Source organism: Clostridium sp. KNHs216, from assembly GCF_006714885.1.
Lineage (GTDB): Bacteria > Bacillota > Clostridia > Oscillospirales > Acutalibacteraceae > Caproiciproducens.
Window position 1 is genome coordinate 723,525 of the sequence record NZ_VFMF01000001.1, and the last position, 17,653, is coordinate 741,177.

The window sequence follows — 17,653 nt, forward strand, 5'->3', positions numbered from 1 at the left end:
GAGGCCATGGATTATCTGATTTCATTTCTGGAAGGGATCATCACATTTATTTCTCCCTGTCTCTTACCCATGCTGCCGATCTATATCTCCTATTTTGCCGGACAGGAAACTCAGAAGCAGAAGGCCCCGGTGATTCGGAATTCCCTTGGGTTTGTGCTTGGCTTTACCCTCGTATTCACGGCAATGGGGGCTTTCGCGGGGACGGTCGGGAGCTTTCTGAAAGAATATCACACCGCGGTGAATCTTGTCACCGGTATGGTCGTCATCCTGTTCGGGTTAAACTTCATGGGGCTGATCAGAATCCCTTTTCTGAATGGAAACCGGCAGCTGACCTTTAAAAAACCGAATATGAATTTCGGGACTTCCGTGCTGTTCGGCGTAATCTTTTCCATTGGCTGGACACCCTGTGTGGGCGCGTTTTTAGGCTCCGCTTTGATGCTTGCCGCATCGAGCGGGGAAAGCATGAAGGGCATTTTTATGCTTCTCTCGTTTTCGCTCGGATTGGGGATTCCCTTTCTTGCCAGCGCCGTTTTGATCGACCGCCTGATGTCCGCGTTTGACTTTATCAAAAGGAACTACCGGATCATCAGCCTGATTTCGGGCGGATTGCTCGTCGTCGTCGGCCTGATGATGGCGACCGGGCTCATGGGTTACTTCTTGTCCTTATTTACTTTTTGAGGAGAACGATATGAAAACAAACGGAAAAATTTTGCTGGGATTTCTCGCGTTCGTGGCATTTTTCGCCGTCGTATACTATGCTTACAACACGTTATCCAGCCGGTTCCGGCCAAATCTGCCGGCATCGTCCGAAACAGGCGGCTCCGCGGGAGAAAGCGGGAAAACACAGGCTCCCGATTTTACCGTATACGATGAAAAAGGCAACAAGGTCAAGCTGTCGGACTTCCAGGGAAAACCCGTTGTGCTGAACTTCTGGGCCTCCTGGTGCCCGCCGTGCAAGGGGGAAATGCCGCATTTCGACAGTCAGTACCAGAAGGAAAAAGACAACGTGGTCTTTCTGATGATCGATCTGGTGGACGGTCAGCGGGAAACACAGGAAAAAGGGCAGAATTATGTAAAAGAGCAGGGATTTGCGTTTCCCGTTTATTTCGACAAGGAACAGGAAGCCGCGAATACTTACGGGATTTCAGCCATCCCGGACACGGTCTTTATCGACCGGGACGGCTATATTGTAAACGCCTATCAGGGAGCGATCGACGAGGCGACTTTGGCCGCCGGAATCGAATCGATCAAAAAATAAGGAAAATCCCCACTCCCAGCCTTACTATTACAACATTTCCAATCGATTCTGTAATAGGATTGCATCTCACAAACTGAAATGGAATTACTATAGGGCCCTTACTGAAAAATTCAGTAAGGGCCCTAATTTGTTTCCTATTTTTCTACGCCGTCCACGGTCACCCGGCCGTGAATCACAGGGACAAACGCGGGTTTTTCCGGGCGGATGGAAACCGCGCTTTCAAACAGCTTTTCCGCCTCCCTGCACTTGTCCGCAGAGGAAGAGTAAAATTCTGCGATCACGTCGCCTTTTTTGACGTAATCCCCGATCTTTTTGCGGAGCAGAATGCCCGCGCTGAAATCGATGGAATCCTCTTTCTTCTCGCGCCCCGCGCCCAGCTCGACGGAAGCGATCCCACACTGCTCCGTATTCATGGAGTACAGATATCCTTCGCTCAGTGCCGGAACGTCATATTTTACCTTTGCCTGCTCAAATTTTGCACCGTCGTCCAGAACGGCAGTGTCGCCGCCCTGCGCCGCGACCATTTCCTTCAGCTTTGCAAAGGCCTCGCCATTATCGATCTGGCGTCCGGCAAGCTTTTTGCACTCTTCCATACTGCCCTTGCCCGCCAGAAACAGCATATTGGCGGCAAGCTCCAGACAGATTTGCGTGAGGTCCCCGGGCCCGTGACCCTTGAGCGTTTCACACACCTCCCTGATTTCCAGCGAGTTGCCGATGGCGTTTCCGAGCGGACGGTCCATGTCGGTAATCAGCGCGATGGTCTTTCTCCCGACATGCTCGCCGATCGCCACCATTGCCTGCGCCAGCCGGATGGAATCGTCCACCGTCTTCATGAAAGCGCCGCTCCCTGTTTTGACGTCCAGCAGGATACAGTCGGAGCCGGCCGCGATTTTTTTGCTCATGATGCTGGAAGCAATCAGAGGAATGCTTTCAATCGTCGCGGTCACATCGCGCAGCGCATAAAGCTTTTTGTCCGCGGGCACCAGATTGCCGGACTGGCCGATCACGCTGACGCCCACCCTCCGTACAATATCGAAGAATTTTTCACGATCAATGGAGGTCTGCATTCCCGGAATGGCTTCCATTTTATCCACCGTGCCGCCGGTGTGTCCCAGCCCGCGCCCGCTCATTTTTGCGACGCGCACCCCCAGGGATGCGACGATCGGAGAAATAATCAGCGTGGTCTTATCGCCGACTCCGCCGGTGCTGTGTTTATCCACCTTGATGCCGTCTATGGAGGACAAATCCACGGTTTCGCCGGAGTTGGCCATGCACATGGTCAGGGAGGCCGTTTCCCTGTCCGTCATCCCCCGAAAATAAATCGCCATCAGCAGAGCGGATACCTGATAATCGGGGATCTCCCCTTTGACATAGCCGTTGATAAAGAACCGGATTTCCTCATCGGAGAGCGACCCGCCGTCGCGTTTTTTCGCAATGATATCATACATTCTCATTTTCAGTCACCTTCATACGATCATTTTATCCAGCAGGAAGATTCCGTTTTCCTGAAGGGCCGCACGGAGCACGTCCGGGTCCCCTTCGTAGCAGTGCCCTTCCATACCGAGTCTTCTTCCCGCTTCCACATTGTCCGCGCGGTCGTCGATAAAGTAACACTCGCGCGGATCGAGTGAAAACTCCTTAAAAAACTTCCGATAGATTTCCTCATCCGGCTTGATGCAATAGTGATCCGCCGAAAAGAAAATACCGGAAAAATACTGCAGAGCCGTAATTCTGGGCGTCAAGCTGTGAATTTTTTTCCCCGCGTTGGACAGCAGATACAGCGAATAACCGTTTTCCTTCAGCTCGCGCACCAGCGGCAGAATATTATCCATGATCCGCATATGGTCCATCCAGTTCAGCAGCAGCTTCGTCGCGGCGCCGTGCAGGCGCTCCGGCAGGCGCGCACAGGCCGGCTCGATCAGGTCCTCCTCCGTAATGGTGCCCCGGTCGATTTCCGTCCACTCGCTCGTTTCAAACACCGCGATACGAATCAGGCGGATATCCTCCGGATCTTTGGTATAATGGCTGACGAAAAAGTCCGGATCAAAGTCCACCAGCACCTGGCCCATATCGAAAACAATATTTTTTATCATTCTATTCCTCCATGTTTTTCTTGCTGAATCCGAGCGGAAGCAAATCCCTCAGCGTGAAAACCTCCCACTGCTCCGGATTCTTCCCGAGAATGATCCGAAAGGTCGCCGGGTCGCAGAATTCCATCATGACCTGACGGCAGACCCCGCAGGGCGGACAAAGCCCGCTGACGGGTTCCCCGGCTCTGCCGCCGACAATCGCGATGCAGTCGAACTCCGTCTCCCCCTCGCTGACCGCTTTGAAAAAAGCCGTGCGCTCGGCGCAGTTCGTGGGGGTAAAGGTCGCGTTTTCAATGTTGCAGCCCTTGTAAATCCTTCCGCTCTTCGTCAGCAGCGCCGCGCCTACTCCGAATCCCGAGTAGGGGGTGTAAGCCATTTCCCTTGCGGAAATAGCCGCCGCAACCAATTCTTTATAATCTTCCATCTCTTCACCTTTCTTCCTATAGCATTTCCAGTTGTTTCGGCAACAAGGTTGCGTTCTTCCCCGCCTTCGGCGGGGAAGAACGTGTTTCGTCTCACAAGCTGAATGAAACTGCTGTAGATAGAATTGAGGAACGGCTGCCGCCGCTCCTCAGAATTTTCATATTTGCCGGGAGCCGGTCAATATCCGTGCGCCTCTTCATTTTTTATGATTTTGATAATCCTGCTCGTGCCGAGGCGGGAAGCCCCGAGCGATACGAATTTCTCCGCGTCGTCCATGGTTTTGATGCCGCCGGCGGCTTTGATTCTGACCTTCGGCCCGATATGGGCGGCAAAGAGCGCGACATCTTCAAACGTAGCGCCAGCCGTCGAAAAGCCGGTGGAGGTCTTGATGAAATCCGCGCCGGATTCGGTCACTACCCCGCACATTTTGATCTTTTCTTCCTTCGTCAGCAGGCAGGTTTCAATAATGACCTTCAGGATGCGCGTGCCGCAGGCGGCTTTTACCTGCCGGATTTCGTCCAGCTGCAAATCGAAAAGCCCGTCCTTCACCCAGCCGATATTGACGACCATATCGATCTCATCGGCGCCGTTCTGAATCGCGTCCTTCGTTTCAAACACCTTGACCGCCGTCGTGGAATAGCCGTTCGGAAAACCGATCACGGTGCAGACCGCCATTTTGTCGCCGACGTATTCCTTCGCGCGCTTCACGTACGCGGCGGGGATGCAGACCGACGCGGTGCGGTATTTGACCGCGTCGTCGCAGATCTGCTTGATTTCTTCCCATGTCGCGGTCTGTGTCAGCAGGGTATGATCTACTTTCTCCAGTATTTCCTGGTGATCCATTTTCATGATCTCCTTTTTTATTTTCAATGCTGCGTCCTGTTATCTTACGCCCTTTTCATAGGGCTCGCCGTCCGCCTTCGGGGCGACCGAGCGGCCGACGAACAGAATCAGGACCACAATGGTCAGAATATACGGAAGCATTGCAAGAATCTGGGACGGAACGGCAAAGTCGCCGCCGCCCAGCACAATCGTCAGAGCCTGTGCAAAGCCGAAGAGCAGGCATGCGCCGTAAGCGCCGAACGGAGTCCATTTTCCGAAGATAACGGCTGCCAGCGCGATGAAACCCTGCCCGCTGATCGCGGTCGGCGTAAACTGAGAGATAATGGCAAGCGTCATGGAAGCGCCGCCGAAACCGGCCAGGATGCCGGATACGAACACGCACAGGTAGCGGACGCGGCTGACATTAATGCCCAGAGTGTCGGCCGCGGCGGGATGCTCGCCCACCGAGCGCACATGGAGTCCCCATTTGGTCCGGTAAAGGAAGAACCACATGGCGGCGGACACCGCCAGCGCAAGCACGACCGTGACGTCTACATTCAGATTTTTCAGAGGGCTGTCGGCAAACCCGCTTTCCCCGAACAGCTTCGGCAGTGTTTTTGCCGGAAGCGTCATGGTAGCGTCGTCGAACATCAGGCGGCAGAAAAACAGCGCCAGCCCCGGCCCGATCAGATTGATGGCGATACCGGAAATGGTCTGGTCCGCCTTAAAGGTGACGGAAGCCACCGCGTGCAAAAGGGAGATCAGGCCGCCCGCCGCACCGGCTGCAAGCAGGCCGAGCCACGGATTGCCGGTAAAATAACTGACTGCGGCCGCCGTGAACGCGCCTACCGTCATCATTCCCTCAATCCCGATGTTGACGACGCCGGAGCGCTCCGAGATAACGCCGCCCAAAGCGCCGAACACCAGGGGAGTCGAGTACATCAGCGTAATACCGAGCAACAGAAGAATTTTACTTAACACGGTGAGCACCTCTCTTTTCAAGCCTGTCGGCAAGTGACGGCACAATTTTCGTCAGAGCCACAAAGAATACGATGGTGCCGATCATGATGTTGATAATCTCCGTCGGCGCTCCGACATCCTGCTGTACGCTCTGCCCGCCGTAAAGCAGACCGCCGAACAAAAGCCCGGCAAAGATACAGCCTATCGGAGAGGAACCGGCGATCAGCGCGACGGACAGGCCGTTGAAGCCGTTGTTTTCAAACGCCGCCATCTGGGAAATTTTGTGCGGCGAGGTCCCCGTAATCGCCAGCGCGCCCGCAAGGCCCGCCAGAGCCCCCGCGATCAGCATCGCCTGGGTGATGTTGCGGCCCACGTTGATGCCTGCGAATTCCGCGGCGTCGCGGTTAAAGCCGACCGCGCGCAGCTCGTAGCCCTTTGTGGAGCGGTAAAGCAGCACCCAGATAACGAGGGCCATGACCACGGCGATCAGAATACCGAAATTCACATCCGTTTTCAGCATCATCTCATATAACCACTGGTGCGGCTTCAGCGCGGCCATGCCTGCTTTGGAGGTTTTCCAGTTCGGCAGAAGCATGGTGAAGCTAGAGTCGTTCACCGCGAAGGAGCTTGTGGAATTCGGCTGATGATAAGACGCCGTATTGACAATAAAGTTGGAAAGGTAAAGGCCGATCCAGTTCAGCATGATGCTGGTAATGACCTCATGAATGCCGAACCGCGCCTTCAGGTAGCCGATGATCCCGCCGAAAATCGCCCCGGCAAGCACGCCGGAAAGCACCACAAGCGGAATCTGAATCACGGGGGCAAAGTTAAACTTGACGCCGACGCAGACGGCGGCGATGGTCCCCGCTATGTACTGGCCCTCGGCACCGATATTGAACATGCCGGTTTTAAAGGCAAACGCAACGCTCAGTCCGGTCAATATGATGGGCGTTGCCTTGATAATGACGTTGGAAATGTACTTCGGCTTTGCGAAGATTCCCTGGAACAGCGCCCCGAAGGACTCCCATGGATTGTAGCCCGCAAAGACGAGCACGACCGCGGCAACCAGAAAACCGAACAGAATCGCAATAAAGGTGGAGGTAATCGGTTTTTTAAGAATTTTGACTGTTGTTTTCATCAAGCTTACCTCCCGCCATCAAAAGTCCTATCGTTTTTTCGTCGACCTCTCCCTGCTTGAAGCTGTCGACAATCGTTCCCGCGTAAATCACGTCGATGGTATCCGCGACATTCATGACCTCGTCAAGCTCCAGTGAAATCAGAAGGATCGCCCTGCCCCTGTCCCGTTCGCGTATCAGCGTCTTATGTACGTATTCAATCGCCCCTACGTCCAGCCCGCGCGTCGGCTGAACGGCGATCAGAAGATCGGGCTCGTTCGATATTTCACGCGCAAGAATGACCTTTTGCTGGTTTCCTCCCGAAAGCCCGCGCACCGGCTGGCTTTCGCAGTTATCCGGGCGGATATCGTACTCTTTGATCAGGTTCTTCGTGTAGGAAAGGATTTCGCTCCTGTTGAGCATACCGCTTTTGCTGTACGGCGGACGGCGGTATTTTTCGACCACCATATTTTCCGCCACCGTAAACGGAAGCACCAGTCCGCGCTTCTGCCGGTCCTCATGCACCGTGGAGATTTTATGGTCGATAACGTTGCGCGGCGTTGTGTTCTGGATTTCGGCGCCGTTGATTTTGATGGTGCCGCTCACCGCCCTTGTCAGGTTGGTGATGGCTTCGACCAGCTCTTTCTGGCCGTTCCCGTCAATGCCCGCCACGCCGACGATTTCGCCTTTGCGCACCTTCAGCGACAGATTTTTGACCGCCTCCAGCTTCCGTTCGTCCCTGACCGTCAGATTGTCGATTTCAAAGACGACCTCGCCCGGATCGGCCGGAGATTTTTCGACCACAAGCTGGACCGCATGGCCGACCATCTTGGTGGCAAGCTCCTCCTGGTCCACATCGGCGACGTTTACCGTGTCGACATACTCGCCGCGGCGGATAATGGTGCAGACGTCCGAGGAGGCTTTGATCTCCTTGAGCTTATGAGTGATGATGATGATCGTTTTCCCATCCGCTATCAGATTGCGCATGATCTGAATCAGGTCATCGATTTCCTGCGGAGTAAGGACCGCCGTGGGCTCATCCAGGATGAGCAGGTCGACTCCGCGGTAGAGTGCCTTTAATATTTCAACACGCTGCTGCATGCCAACGGAAATATCTTCGATTTTTTCGTCCGGATCCACTTCCAGCCCGTATTTCTTTACGATTTCAAGAATTTCCTCGCGTGCTTTTTTCATGTTTAATACGCCGAACTGATTGGTCACTTCGTTGCCCAGAATAATGTTCTGGGTCACGGTGAAATTGTCTACCAGCATAAAGTGCTGGTGGACCATGCCGATTCCGTGTTCAATGGCAATATTCGGGTTTTTGATATTGACCTTTTCCCCATTCAGGAAGATTTCCCCCGCTTCGGCCTGGTACAGGCCGTACAGAACATTCATCAATGTACTTTTTCCGGCGCCGTTCTCGCCCAATATGGCATGAATCGTACCCCTCTTAACATCGAGACTGACGTCATTCAGAGCGCAAAAGGAGCCGAACATTTTTGTAATACCGTGCATCTGCACCGCGTATTCCCGGTTGACTTCCATTACAACAGACCCCCTGCCCGTTAATCAATTCTTTTTAAGCGCAACGGGGCGCAATAACACTTATGCGCCCCGTTGCCCAAAAGAATAAAGAGTAATAATTATTTAAGTCCTTTTTCGAACTCTGCGAATTCATCCTTATTCGCCGGAGGAGTGATTGTCTTATCCTTGATCTTGCCTTCGAGTGCGATTGCCGCGTTATAGGTGTCGTCGCCCATGAGCTTGTGCTCTTCCGGAATCCCGACAGCATCCTCGGTCAGGCCGTAGGTGTAAGTCTTTCCGCCGATTTCCTTGCCGTCCATGGCTTCCTTGGAAACGAGCTCGACAGCCTGGTTAACCAGCTTCAAAGCAGAGGTAAGAACGTTTTCGGGTGCAAGATAAGCCTGGTCGCGGTCAACGCCGATCGCGTATTTCTTGGCTTCCTTGGCTGCTTCGATAACGCCGACCCCGACGCCGCCCGCGGCATGGAACACAACGTCGCAGCCGTTGGAGAACATCTTTGTCGCAATTGCCTTGCCCTTTGCGGAATCCGTGAAGCTCTCCGCGTACTGAGAGTCAACAGTAATGGTTTTGCCGAGTTCCTTTGCAGCGTAAGCAACGCCGGCTTTGTAGCCGTACTCAAACTGGTCGATGATGGCGCTGGTCATGCCGCCGACAAAACCGACTTTGTTTGTCTTTGTTGTTTTGGCCGCAATGTAGCCGACCAGGAAAGAAGGCTCCTGAGCACGGAACATTACGCCGGTTACGTTCGCGGGGGTGGTTTCATATGCATTATCGATAATCGCATAGTTGATGTCCGGATTCTGTTTTGCGGAATTGAGGATGGCGTCGGCCATTGCAAAGCCGATGCCCCAGATCAGATTGTTGCCGTCGTCGGCAGCTTTGTCCAGGTTTGTCGCGTAGTCGGACTCCTGCTTGGATTCAGAATACTTGACTGTGACGCCGGTATCCTTGGAAAGCTTCTGAAGGCCTTCCCACGCGGACTGGTTGAAGGACTGGTCGTTGACACCGCCGGTATCCGTTACCATGCCGATTTTAAAATCGGTCGCTGCCGCGGATTCCACCTTGCTTTCGGCAGCTGAGCTGGCCGCTTCTGAGCTGGATGCCGCCGGGGCGTTGGAAGCGCAGGCGGTCGCAGAAACTGCCATCATAACTGCAAGAAAAAGTGCTACAATCTTCTTCATTAATTTTTCCTCCTGATTATTTTTTTGGATATATGGAATACCACGTAAACGTGATATTACTCCCATTCTCTTTTCGCGCCGAAAATTATCTTACTTTATTTTATCGCATTTTGCAATCAATTTTTCTATGAAATCAGGCGATTTCCAATGCGATTTCCATCATCTGGGTAAATCCTGTCTGGCGCTCCTGTGCCGAAAGGGATTCCCCGGTAAACGGGCAGTCGGAGATCGTAAGGAGGCAGAGCGCGTTTTTATTGGCCCTCGCGGCGTTCATATAGAGAGCCGCGGCTTCCATCTCCACCGCCAGCACGCCCATCTTTTTCCACGAAGCCAGCGCGTTTTCGTTGTCGTCGTAGAAGGTATCCGAAGACAGCACATTGCCTACGACCGTATGCACGCCCAGTTTTTCCGCGGCGTCAACCGCGTTGCTGAGAAGGCCATAGCCGGCAATCGGCGCAAACGTACCCGGCAGATTGTACTGCGCCGCATAGTTGGAATTAGTGCAGGCACCCATGCCGACCACGACGTCGCGCACGTGCACATTGTCGGCGATCCCGCCGGCGGAACCGATGCGGATGATGTTTTCCACCCCGTAGAAATTGAAAAGCTCGTAGGTGTAAATCCCCACGGAGGGGATTCCCATTCCGCCGCCCATGACGGACACGCGTTTGCCGCGGTACGTTCCGGTGTAGCCGAGCATATTGCGCACGGTGTTAAAGCAGACCGGGTCGGTCAGATAGGTTTCGGCGATGAATTTGGCGCGGAGCGGATCGCCCGGCATCAAGACGGTTTTTGCGATTTCTCCTTCTCTGGCCCCGTTATGAGGCGTTGGTACGTTAGACATAGTCTCCTCCTGTTCAGTCGACAATATTTTTCAACCGGGACGTGCCGGTAATTTCCGGCTTCACCCCGAAATAATCAAGAATCGTGGCCGCGATATCGGCAAAGGTCGGCAGAGTCCCCAGATTGGCCCCGGCCTTTACCTGTTTGCCGTAAATCACCCAGGGCGTGTATTCCCGCGAATGGTCGGTGGAGGGCGTGATCGGGTCGCAGCCGTGGTCAGCGGTAATCATCAGCAGGTCGTCCTCGCGAAGGCCCGCCAGAATTCCAGGCAGCTTTTCGTCAAAATAGGTCAAGCCTTTGGCGTAACCGTCCACGTCGTTGCGGTGGCCGTAAAGCATATCGAAATCGACCAGATTGATAAAGCACAGGCCGTTGAAGGTTTCCTTTGTCAGCTCGATCGTACGGTCAATGCCCTCCGCGTTGCCCTTTGTCCTCATAAACCGGGTAATCCCCTTGCCGGCGAAAATATCGTTGATCTTGCCAACGGCGATCACGTCATAGCCGCTTTCCTTCAGCTGGTCCAGCATTGTTGTCTTCGGGGGAAGCAGCGAGAAGTCGTGGCGGTTGGTGGTACGGGTATAATCCGGATAGGTCCCGACAAAGGGCCTTGCGATCACCCGGCCGACGCCGTGCTCGCCCGCCAGCAGTTCCCTTGCGATCTGGCAGTAGCGGTAAAGCTCTTCCACCGGCACGAGCTCTTCATTCGCCGCGATCTGGAACACGCTGTCCGCGGAGGTGTAAACGATGAGCGCGCCCGTTCCGGCATGCTCCCTGCCGTAGTCCCGGATGACATCGGTGCCGGAATAGGGCTTGTTGCAGATGACCCTGCGGCCCGTTTTTTCTTCAAACGCGCGAATGACCTCCGGCGGAAAGCCGTCCGGATAAGTCGGCAGCGGTTTGGGCGAATTGATTCCTGCAATTTCCCAGTGGCCGATCGTGGTATCCTTGCCCTTGGAAATCTCCCTCATGCGCGCAACCGCGCCCGCGGGATGCTCCGCTCCCGGGCGGCAGGTGACGCCGTCGATATTGAAAAGGCCCAGCTTCTGCATGTTGGGCATATCAAAATACCTGCTTGTCGCGGCGGCGGCAAGCGTATTGCTCCCTTCGTCGCCGTACTCCGCGGCGTCCGGCTCTTCGCCGATACCGACACTGTCGAGTACAATCAAAAAAACACGTTTATTCATAGTATCCGCCTTTCTTCATTTGCGCATTCTTGTCGTTTGCCCCATTTTGAGAGAAACAGGCAACACGTTCTCTCTGGAGCTAAGCTTCCCATTTGCGACCTGATCGATAATCAGTTTTGCCGCAAGCCGCCCGATTTCCTCGATCGGCTGTACGACGGTGGTCAGCGCAGGCGTCATCAAAGAGCTGAGCTCCACTCCGTCGTATCCCACAATCATGATGTCCTCCGGAACCTTTTTATCCTGCTCGCACAGCACCTTATACAGGGACAGCGCGGTCATATCGCTCAGGGCCAGAATCCCGTCCACGTGCGGAAAGCGTTTCAGAAGCTCGCGCGAGCTTTCAACCGCGTCGAAGCTGTACTGGCTTTCCATGAACAAAGGCTGAATGCCGTGTTCGTTGCAGACATCCACATAGCCCAGAAAGCGCTGGCTTCCGCTGGAATATTTCTGCGGCCCGCGCATGAGGACGATATGGCGGCACCCGCACTCGATCAGATGCTCGGTGGCAATGCGCCCTCCCGAGTAATTATCGGACTGGACCACCGCAGTATAACGGCTGCCTGCGTCCTTGTCCAGAGCGACAACAGGCAGCGGGCAGTTGCGGATTTCTTCGTCCAGATTATCATTGTTGGCGGTAATAATAATGCCGTCCGCATTCATGGCGGTAAGCATATTGATATAGGCGACTTCCTTTTTCGGATTTTCGTCCGAATTGCACAGAATCATCTTATAGCCGTTCTGAAATGCCTCGTCCTCAATCGCCCGGCCGATCTCGGTCAGGAAAACGTTCAGGATGCTCGGCACGATGTAACCAATGATTTTAGAAGACTTTTTATAGAGCGAACGCGCGATTTCATTCGGTTTGAAACCGGTTGCATCGATTGCTTCCAAAACGCGTTTTACTTTTTCGTCACTTACCTTTGCCGTCCCGTTAATGACACGAGACACAGTTGCCGACGAAACACCGGCTAATCTCGCCACATCACTGATCTGAGCCAAAATCATCACCATAGCTTTCCTGTTAAAAATGCGGTTGAACCGGACCTTGTTCCTTTCCAATTTTGAAACCGGTTTCAAGGTATTTCCATTCTACATCAGAGTGATCTGATTGTCAATATTATTTCACACTAACAATGTTTTTTGTTTATAATGACCATCGAACAAGCTTTTTTATCCTGCGAAAACTGTCTGATTCCTCATAATTATATTACAGCGAGCAAAATAGTTCCAGTACTTTTTGAAATTATTTTCAAAAGAAGGTTTTTACAGTATTTTCTTCTTTTTGAAAAAAAGAATACAGAGAACCACAAAAGCAATCGAAAGACCCGCGGCAAAAGCATAGCCGTACGGCCACTGAAGCTCCGGCATATACTTGAAATTCATGCCGTACCAGCCGACCAGAAGCGTAAGCGGAAGAAAAATAGCGGTAATAACGGTAAACAGCTTCATAATCGCGTTCAGCCCGATGTCCACCTGCGACTGATACGCCTCGCGCACCTGTGTGATATAATCGCGCAGGTTGAGGACGCTCCGGTTCAGTCGGTCCACCCGGGCCGTAAACATCTTGAAATAGCGCAGCGCGCCGGAGGACAGAATCCCGTTGGAGTTTTCCTCGATGCTCTCCGCGACATCCAGCAGCTGCTCATAATATTTTTTATAGAACATCAGCCTTTTCCGCATCGCGATGATGTCCTTGATAAAATCCTCGTTCGCGCCCTCCATGACCCGCTCCTCCAGCGCGGAGATTTCCTCTTCCAGCGCTTCCAGTTCCTCCGAATCATGAATGGTCAGGTTGTTGAAAAATGCGTAGAGAATCCGCGTGATGTTCAGATTGGATGTTTTGCCGCCCGCAAACGCATCCAGCACATCCTGTACCGCGCAATTTTCCCTGTTGCAGACAAAGACAATCCGGTCCGGCATGATATACAGCCCGATCCGGTGGGTCAGATATCGTTCGTTGTCGTTGACGACATTCAGAAGAATAAAGTCATACCCGTCGTACGCTTCCAGCTTGGCGGGTCCCGGGTTCCCGCACTCGTCGAACGTGTGCGGAGCCGCGAAGAAATGACCGGCGCGCAGCTCCTCCGGCGTACAGACGCAGACGGTATCCGGCGCAAACGGAGTTTCCGCTTCCTCAAGCGTTTCTTTCGTAATCCGATAACACTTCATAGCCATACTCCCTATGTTTTCTTTTCCCACTCTTCTGCGGCTGTTTCGCAGCGGCGGGTTTCGATGGAATTAATCCTATTGTAGCAAAATACAGCTCTTATTTCAACGCTAAAACACCTGCACGGAGAAATCCGTGCAGGTGTTTCTTATCATTGCTTTCGCTTATTTTACCGGAACAACAGCTCCGCTGAACGTATTGGTGATAAAGGTTTTGATTTCCTCGCTCTTGAGCACTTCCACCAGCGCCTTGATGTCCTCGCGGTTTTCATCGCCCTCGCGGACAGCGATAATGTTGGCGTATGTGGTCGCCGCAAGGGAGTCATCCGCTTCCACTGCGAGCGCGTCGGAAACCTTCAGATTTCCTTCAAGCGCATAGTTGCCGTTGATGACGGCCAGATCCACGTCGGGCAGGGTACGGACCAGCTGGGCGGCTTCAATTTCCGTAAACTTCAGCTTTTTCGGGTTCTCCGCAATATCCTTCTGCGTGGCGGTGATCCCGGCGCCGTCCTTCAGCTTGATCAGTCCCTGATCCTGGAGCAGCAGGAGCGCTCTGGCCTCATTGGAAGTATCGTTCGGAACCGCGATGGTGGCGCCTTCCTTCAGATCGGCAAGGGCTTTGGTTTTTCCGGCGTAAATGCCGAACGGCTCATAGTGAATGGAGCCCGCGGAAACGATCTTGGTTCCATTTTCCTTGTTGAATTCATCCAGGTACGGCTGATGCTGGAAGTAGTTGGCGTCCAGATCCTTGCTGTCCAGAGCCTTATTGGGAAGAACATAATCGGAGAATTCCTTGATCTCAAGCTCATAGCCCTTGTCTTTCAGCAGCTTGGCGGCTTCCTTCAAAATAATCGCGTGCGGTGTCGGGGACGCGCCGATGACAATTTTCTTGGCGGCCGCCGTGCTTGCCGCTTCGCTGGCGGCAGCAGCCGAGGAAGCGGCCGCAGAGGAAGCAGGTGCGGAAGTCGAGCAGCCGGCAAATACGGAAGCAGAAAGCGCCGCAATTAAGATCGCTGATAATAACTTTTTCATTAATAAAACCTCCAAAATTCAGATAGAAACCGTTTATCGTTTAATTTTTTCTTTTGTCGCTCAGTCCGGCCGCCTTCATCCCGATGCCCTGAAGCACCTGAACGATCACAACCAGCAGGATAGTGGCGATCAGCATCATTTCGCCCTGCCAGCGGTAAAGGCCGTAATTGATTGCAATGGTACCCAGCCCGCCGCCGCCGACAACGCCGGCCATGGCGGAATATCCCAGAATGGTCGTCGCCGCAATGGCGCAGCCCACAATCAGAGACGGTCTGGATTCCGGAAGCAGGACCTTCCAGATAATCTGGAAGTCGGACGCGCCCATGGACTGCGCGGCTTCAATAACACCGATGTCGATCTCTTTGAGCGAGGACTCGACGAGCCTCGCGATAAAGGGCGCCGCCGACAGGGTCAGCGGAACGATGGTCGCCGTGGCGCCGATGGCGCTGCCCGTCACCAGCCTTGTAAACGGAAAGATGGCGATCATCAGAATCAGGAACGGGATGGAACGGGTCAGATTGACGATCACATCCAGCACCTTATACAGAGAAGCGTGCGGGCGGATCCCGTCCTTTGCGCTGGTGAACAGGAGGATTCCCACAGGCAATCCGATAATATAGGCAAAGAGTGTGGAAGTCAGAACCATATACAGGGTTTCACCAATGCCCTGCAGCAGCATGCTCAGCGTCGACTCATCCCACATAACCGTTCACCTCCTCAGCGGACAGACCCTTCGCGCGTACATAGTCAAACATCTTCTGCGCCAGAGCCTCGTCCTGCGGCAGCTGGACCACCATTTGGCCAAATGCCTTGCCGTCTATGTCCTTGGTGTCTGCGTACAGGATATTGACGGGCGCCTTACAGTCGAGGACCATATTCGCAATGATCGGCTCAAAAGAAGAATTTCCATCAAACACAATGCGCATACATCGCTTGCTGATCATTTTATCGGGATGTTTCCCTTCGGGATAGACCAGCTTCTGCGCCGCCGCCGTCTGCGGCCTGTGGAAAATATCCTCCACAGAACCGGACTCGGCAATCCGGCTGTCGTCAATAATGGCGACGCGGTTGCAGATTTCCTCTATTACGCTCATCTGGTGCGTGATAATGACAATGGTGATGCCCATCCGGCGGTTGATATCCTTCAGCAGCGCCAGGATCGACGTGGTGGTGGTGGGGTCGAGGGCGCTGGTGGCTTCGTCGCACAAAAGCACCTTCGGATTGGTCGCAAGCGCGCGGGCAATCGCCACACGCTGTTTCTGGCCGCCGGAAAGCTGGGCGGGGTAAGCCCGGGCCCTGTCGGCCAGGCCGACGAGCTCCAGAAGCTCTTTCGCCCTTTTTTTTGCGGATGCCTTGTCAGCGCCGGCCAGCTCCAGAGGAAAACAGATATTCTGCTCCGCCGTGCGCTGCATCAAAAGATTGAACTGCTGGAAAATCATTCCCATGGACCGGCGAACCGTGCGCAGGTCCTTGTCGGAAAGGGCGGACAAGTCGCGCCCGTCGAACAGGACAGTGCCCTCCGACGGTTTTTCCAGCATGTTGATACATCGTACCAGCGTGCTCTTACCGGCGCCGCTCATGCCGATAATGCCAAAAATATCGCCTTTTTCAATCGTCAGGTCAATATTGCTCAAAGCCCGCACCTCGGAGTCCTTCGTGTGGAAGGTTTTGCTCAACGATTGAATTTCGATGATCGCCTCGCCCAAGCCGACACCCCCTCAATAACATTACTAAACATATAGGAATTATAGTGAATATTGCATAATTTGTCAATGCATATTGCAAAAATAAATAAAACAATCTTATTCTCCCGTCCACCGGGCGACAAGCGCCTTGATTTTTATGCCCTTCTCCATGAACATTTTTTCATGTTCGGTCAGCACATTTTCCTGCTGACCGCCGCCGTGCAGATCGTAGGTCACGGACAGAATCGTAAATCCGCTTTCTTCAAAGTACACCAGCGAATCGTCAAAAAGGACGTCGTCATCCGTTTTAAAGTGGATTTCTCCGCCCTTTTCCAAAATCTGCTTGTAATTCTCAAGCTGGCGGGGATAGGTCAGCCGCCGTTTGTGATGCTTGGCCTTCGGCCACGGATTGCAGAAATGAATATAGATTCTCTCCACCCTATCTTCGGCATTCATCACGGTGAGAATCCGCTCAATATCCTGCGCCATCAGCACGACGTTGTCCGGCTCTGCGTTCCGCTCCCGGAACGCCTGTTCAATATTCCGTTTGGCCGGGCCGAGAACGGTATCCTTTAAATCGATGCCCATATAATTGATCTGCGGATTTTGCGGGGCAAGCCCGGCGATAAAAAGGCCCTTACCGCAGCCGAGTTCCAGATGGATGGGCTGCCGCCGACGGAAAAAGCTGTGCCATTTTCCAATATACTGTGCGGGATCGCGGACAAAAAAGCCGCACGCATCCAGTTCCGGCGCGGCCCACGGTTTATTGCGCATTCTCATGACGGTAAACCCCTATTCTTTTTCCTGTAGATCCTGCCAGTTTTTGCAGACGTCCACCCATTTTACACTTTGGGAAACACTGAAAAGCTCGTCACAGCTCAGCTCCACACAGGAGCTTGCGCTGCCGCCCGCGGGAAAAATTTTGGAGAAGCGTTTCAGCGAAACGTCGCAGTACACCTTTGCGCAGGGCGGATTTCCAAACGGGCAGACGCCCCCGACCCGGTACCCGGTCAGCTGCTCCACCTCGTCGGGAGCAAGCATTTTCGCCTTTGTGTTGAACTCTGCCTTGAATTTTGCGTTGTCCACCTTGGCGTCTCCCGCAGCGACGACAATCACGCAGCCGCCGTCGCTGTGAAAAGAGATCGATTTTGCAATGCGCGCTTCGTCAACATTCAGCGCCTGTGCGGCCAGTTCCACCGTCGCGCTCGAAACCGAAAACTCGTGCAGGCGTTCTTCCATCCCGTATAACTTTAAATAATCCTTTACTTTCTGAACCGACATCATTTCCTCCGGCTTTCCAAGAATTGATAGTATCTATCTGAGCATGTCGAACATGCGGACTGTCG

The 17,653-nt window shown here is 53.6% G+C and carries 19 protein-coding genes; 2 read left to right on the forward strand and 17 right to left on the reverse strand.

The genetic code is table 11. From position 1 onward, the window contains the following. The first annotated feature begins 6 nt into the window (after positions 1 to 6). Both LY85_RS03535 and LY85_RS03540 read left to right on the forward strand, forming a co-directional pair. Entirely contained in the window at positions 7 to 678 is a 672-nt protein-coding gene (locus LY85_RS03535; RefSeq protein WP_141825472.1) for a cytochrome c biogenesis protein CcdA, read from the forward strand. Between the two features lie 10 nt (positions 679 to 688). Beyond that, a complete protein-coding gene (locus LY85_RS03540; protein ID WP_141825473.1) occupies positions 689 to 1,258 on the forward strand; it encodes a TlpA disulfide reductase family protein in 570 nt (189 codons plus the stop codon). Between the two features lie 134 nt (positions 1,259 to 1,392). Here LY85_RS03540 and LY85_RS03545 read toward each other — a convergent pair whose 3' ends face one another. The 17 genes from LY85_RS03545 to LY85_RS03625 all read right to left on the reverse strand — a co-directional run bounded on the left by LY85_RS03545 (position 1,393) and on the right by LY85_RS03625 (position 17,591). Further along, positions 1,393 to 2,712: a pyrimidine-nucleoside phosphorylase gene (locus tag LY85_RS03545; protein ID WP_185741080.1), complete on the reverse strand. Its 1,320-nt coding sequence runs from the start codon at positions 2,710 to 2,712 to the stop codon at positions 1,393 to 1,395. 12 nt (positions 2,713 to 2,724) lie between these two features. Then, a complete protein-coding gene (locus LY85_RS03550) occupies positions 2,725 to 3,351 on the reverse strand; it encodes an HAD family phosphatase (protein ID WP_141825474.1) in 627 nt (208 codons plus the stop codon). Between the two features lies 1 nt (position 3,352). After that, complete coding sequence (locus LY85_RS03555; RefSeq protein WP_141825475.1) at positions 3,353 to 3,772, reverse strand: cytidine deaminase; 420 nt, start codon at positions 3,770 to 3,772, stop codon at positions 3,353 to 3,355. 176 nt (positions 3,773 to 3,948) lie between these two features. Beyond that, complete coding sequence (gene deoC / locus LY85_RS03560) at positions 3,949 to 4,614, reverse strand: deoxyribose-phosphate aldolase (protein ID WP_141825476.1); 666 nt, start codon at positions 4,612 to 4,614, stop codon at positions 3,949 to 3,951. Positions 4,615 to 4,653: 39 nt separating this feature from the next. Then, entirely contained in the window at positions 4,654 to 5,574 is a 921-nt protein-coding gene (locus tag LY85_RS03565) for an ABC transporter permease (protein ID WP_038324769.1), read from the reverse strand. Beyond that, positions 5,564 to 6,691, reverse strand: coding sequence for an ABC transporter permease (locus LY85_RS03570; RefSeq protein WP_141825477.1), 1,128 nt, complete (start codon positions 6,689 to 6,691; stop codon positions 5,564 to 5,566). The genes LY85_RS03565 and LY85_RS03570 overlap by 11 nt, the downstream gene beginning before the upstream one ends. After that, complete coding sequence (locus LY85_RS03575; protein ID WP_141825478.1) at positions 6,666 to 8,216, reverse strand: ABC transporter ATP-binding protein; 1,551 nt, start codon at positions 8,214 to 8,216, stop codon at positions 6,666 to 6,668. The genes LY85_RS03570 and LY85_RS03575 overlap by 26 nt, the downstream gene beginning before the upstream one ends. A gap of 98 nt (positions 8,217 to 8,314) precedes the next feature. Next, positions 8,315 to 9,397: a BMP family ABC transporter substrate-binding protein gene (locus LY85_RS03580; protein WP_141825479.1), complete on the reverse strand. Its 1,083-nt coding sequence runs from the start codon at positions 9,395 to 9,397 to the stop codon at positions 8,315 to 8,317. A gap of 133 nt (positions 9,398 to 9,530) precedes the next feature. Beyond that, the gene (deoD, locus tag LY85_RS03585; protein ID WP_141825480.1) at positions 9,531 to 10,241 is read right to left on the reverse strand and encodes a purine-nucleoside phosphorylase; all 711 of its coding nucleotides are present in this window, start codon (positions 10,239 to 10,241) and stop codon (positions 9,531 to 9,533) included. A gap of 13 nt (positions 10,242 to 10,254) precedes the next feature. Beyond that, positions 10,255 to 11,424, reverse strand: coding sequence for a phosphopentomutase (locus LY85_RS03590; protein ID WP_141825481.1), 1,170 nt, complete (start codon positions 11,422 to 11,424; stop codon positions 10,255 to 10,257). Positions 11,425 to 11,439: 15 nt separating this feature from the next. Further along, positions 11,440 to 12,435 carry a LacI family DNA-binding transcriptional regulator gene (locus tag LY85_RS03595; protein ID WP_243122472.1) on the reverse strand — a complete coding sequence of 332 codons (996 nt, stop codon included), beginning with the start codon at positions 12,433 to 12,435 and terminating at the stop codon, positions 11,440 to 11,442. A 252-nt stretch (positions 12,436 to 12,687) separates the two neighbouring features. Further along, the gene (locus LY85_RS03600) at positions 12,688 to 13,593 is read right to left on the reverse strand and encodes a CorA family divalent cation transporter (RefSeq protein ID WP_185741081.1); all 906 of its coding nucleotides are present in this window, start codon (positions 13,591 to 13,593) and stop codon (positions 12,688 to 12,690) included. Positions 13,594 to 13,755: 162 nt separating this feature from the next. Then, entirely contained in the window at positions 13,756 to 14,622 is an 867-nt protein-coding gene (locus LY85_RS03605; RefSeq protein WP_038324778.1) for a MetQ/NlpA family ABC transporter substrate-binding protein, read from the reverse strand. A gap of 40 nt (positions 14,623 to 14,662) precedes the next feature. Further along, positions 14,663 to 15,325 carry a methionine ABC transporter permease gene (locus LY85_RS03610; protein WP_038324779.1) on the reverse strand — a complete coding sequence of 221 codons (663 nt, stop codon included), beginning with the start codon at positions 15,323 to 15,325 and terminating at the stop codon, positions 14,663 to 14,665. Then, positions 15,315 to 16,328: an ATP-binding cassette domain-containing protein gene (locus LY85_RS03615; protein WP_038324781.1), complete on the reverse strand. Its 1,014-nt coding sequence runs from the start codon at positions 16,326 to 16,328 to the stop codon at positions 15,315 to 15,317. The genes LY85_RS03610 and LY85_RS03615 overlap by 11 nt, the downstream gene beginning before the upstream one ends. Before the next feature lie 96 nt (positions 16,329 to 16,424). Then, on the reverse strand, positions 16,425 to 17,087 hold the full coding sequence (gene trmB, locus LY85_RS03620; RefSeq protein WP_141825483.1) for a tRNA (guanosine(46)-N7)-methyltransferase TrmB: 663 nt from the start codon (positions 17,085 to 17,087) through the stop codon (positions 16,425 to 16,427). Positions 17,088 to 17,099: 12 nt separating this feature from the next. Then, positions 17,100 to 17,591 (reverse strand): YbaK/EbsC family protein, encoded by a 492-nt coding sequence (locus LY85_RS03625; protein ID WP_347562402.1) that lies wholly within the window; start codon positions 17,589 to 17,591, stop codon positions 17,100 to 17,102. Positions 17,592 to 17,653: the final 62 nt, after the last annotated feature.

What these genes read in the sequence shown, in the direction of transcription:
- LY85_RS03535 (WP_141825472.1), top strand. Translation starts at nt 7, where the DNA reads ATGGATTATCTGATTTCATTTCTGGAAGGGATCATCACATTTATTTCT.
- LY85_RS03540 (WP_141825473.1), top strand. Translation starts at nt 689, where the DNA reads ATGAAAACAAACGGAAAAATTTTGCTGGGATTTCTCGCGTTCGTGGCA.
- LY85_RS03545 (WP_185741080.1), bottom strand. Translation starts at nt 2,712, where the DNA reads ATGAGAATGTATGATATCATTGCGAAAAAACGCGACGGCGGGTCGCTC.
- LY85_RS03550 (WP_141825474.1), bottom strand. Translation starts at nt 3,351, where the DNA reads ATGATAAAAAATATTGTTTTCGATATGGGCCAGGTGCTGGTGGACTTT.
- LY85_RS03555 (WP_141825475.1), bottom strand. Translation starts at nt 3,772, where the DNA reads ATGGAAGATTATAAAGAATTGGTTGCGGCGGCTATTTCCGCAAGGGAA.
- deoC (WP_141825476.1), bottom strand. Translation starts at nt 4,614, where the DNA reads ATGGATCACCAGGAAATACTGGAGAAAGTAGATCATACCCTGCTGACA.
- LY85_RS03570 (WP_141825477.1), bottom strand. Translation starts at nt 6,691, where the DNA reads ATGAAAACAACAGTCAAAATTCTTAAAAAACCGATTACCTCCACCTTT.
- LY85_RS03575 (WP_141825478.1), bottom strand. Translation starts at nt 8,216, where the DNA reads ATGGAAGTCAACCGGGAATACGCGGTGCAGATGCACGGTATTACAAAA.
- LY85_RS03580 (WP_141825479.1), bottom strand. Translation starts at nt 9,397, where the DNA reads ATGAAGAAGATTGTAGCACTTTTTCTTGCAGTTATGATGGCAGTTTCT.
- deoD (WP_141825480.1), bottom strand. Translation starts at nt 10,241, where the DNA reads ATGTCTAACGTACCAACGCCTCATAACGGGGCCAGAGAAGGAGAAATC.
- LY85_RS03590 (WP_141825481.1), bottom strand. Translation starts at nt 11,424, where the DNA reads ATGAATAAACGTGTTTTTTTGATTGTACTCGACAGTGTCGGTATCGGC.
- LY85_RS03595 (WP_243122472.1), bottom strand. Translation starts at nt 12,435, where the DNA reads ATGGTGATGATTTTGGCTCAGATCAGTGATGTGGCGAGATTAGCCGGT.
- LY85_RS03600 (WP_185741081.1), bottom strand. Translation starts at nt 13,593, where the DNA reads ATGAAGTGTTATCGGATTACGAAAGAAACGCTTGAGGAAGCGGAAACT.
- LY85_RS03605 (WP_038324778.1), bottom strand. Translation starts at nt 14,622, where the DNA reads ATGAAAAAGTTATTATCAGCGATCTTAATTGCGGCGCTTTCTGCTTCC.
- LY85_RS03610 (WP_038324779.1), bottom strand. Translation starts at nt 15,325, where the DNA reads ATGTGGGATGAGTCGACGCTGAGCATGCTGCTGCAGGGCATTGGTGAA.
- trmB (WP_141825483.1), bottom strand. Translation starts at nt 17,087, where the DNA reads ATGAGAATGCGCAATAAACCGTGGGCCGCGCCGGAACTGGATGCGTGC.
- LY85_RS03625 (WP_347562402.1), bottom strand. Translation starts at nt 17,591, where the DNA reads ATGATGTCGGTTCAGAAAGTAAAGGATTATTTAAAGTTATACGGGATG.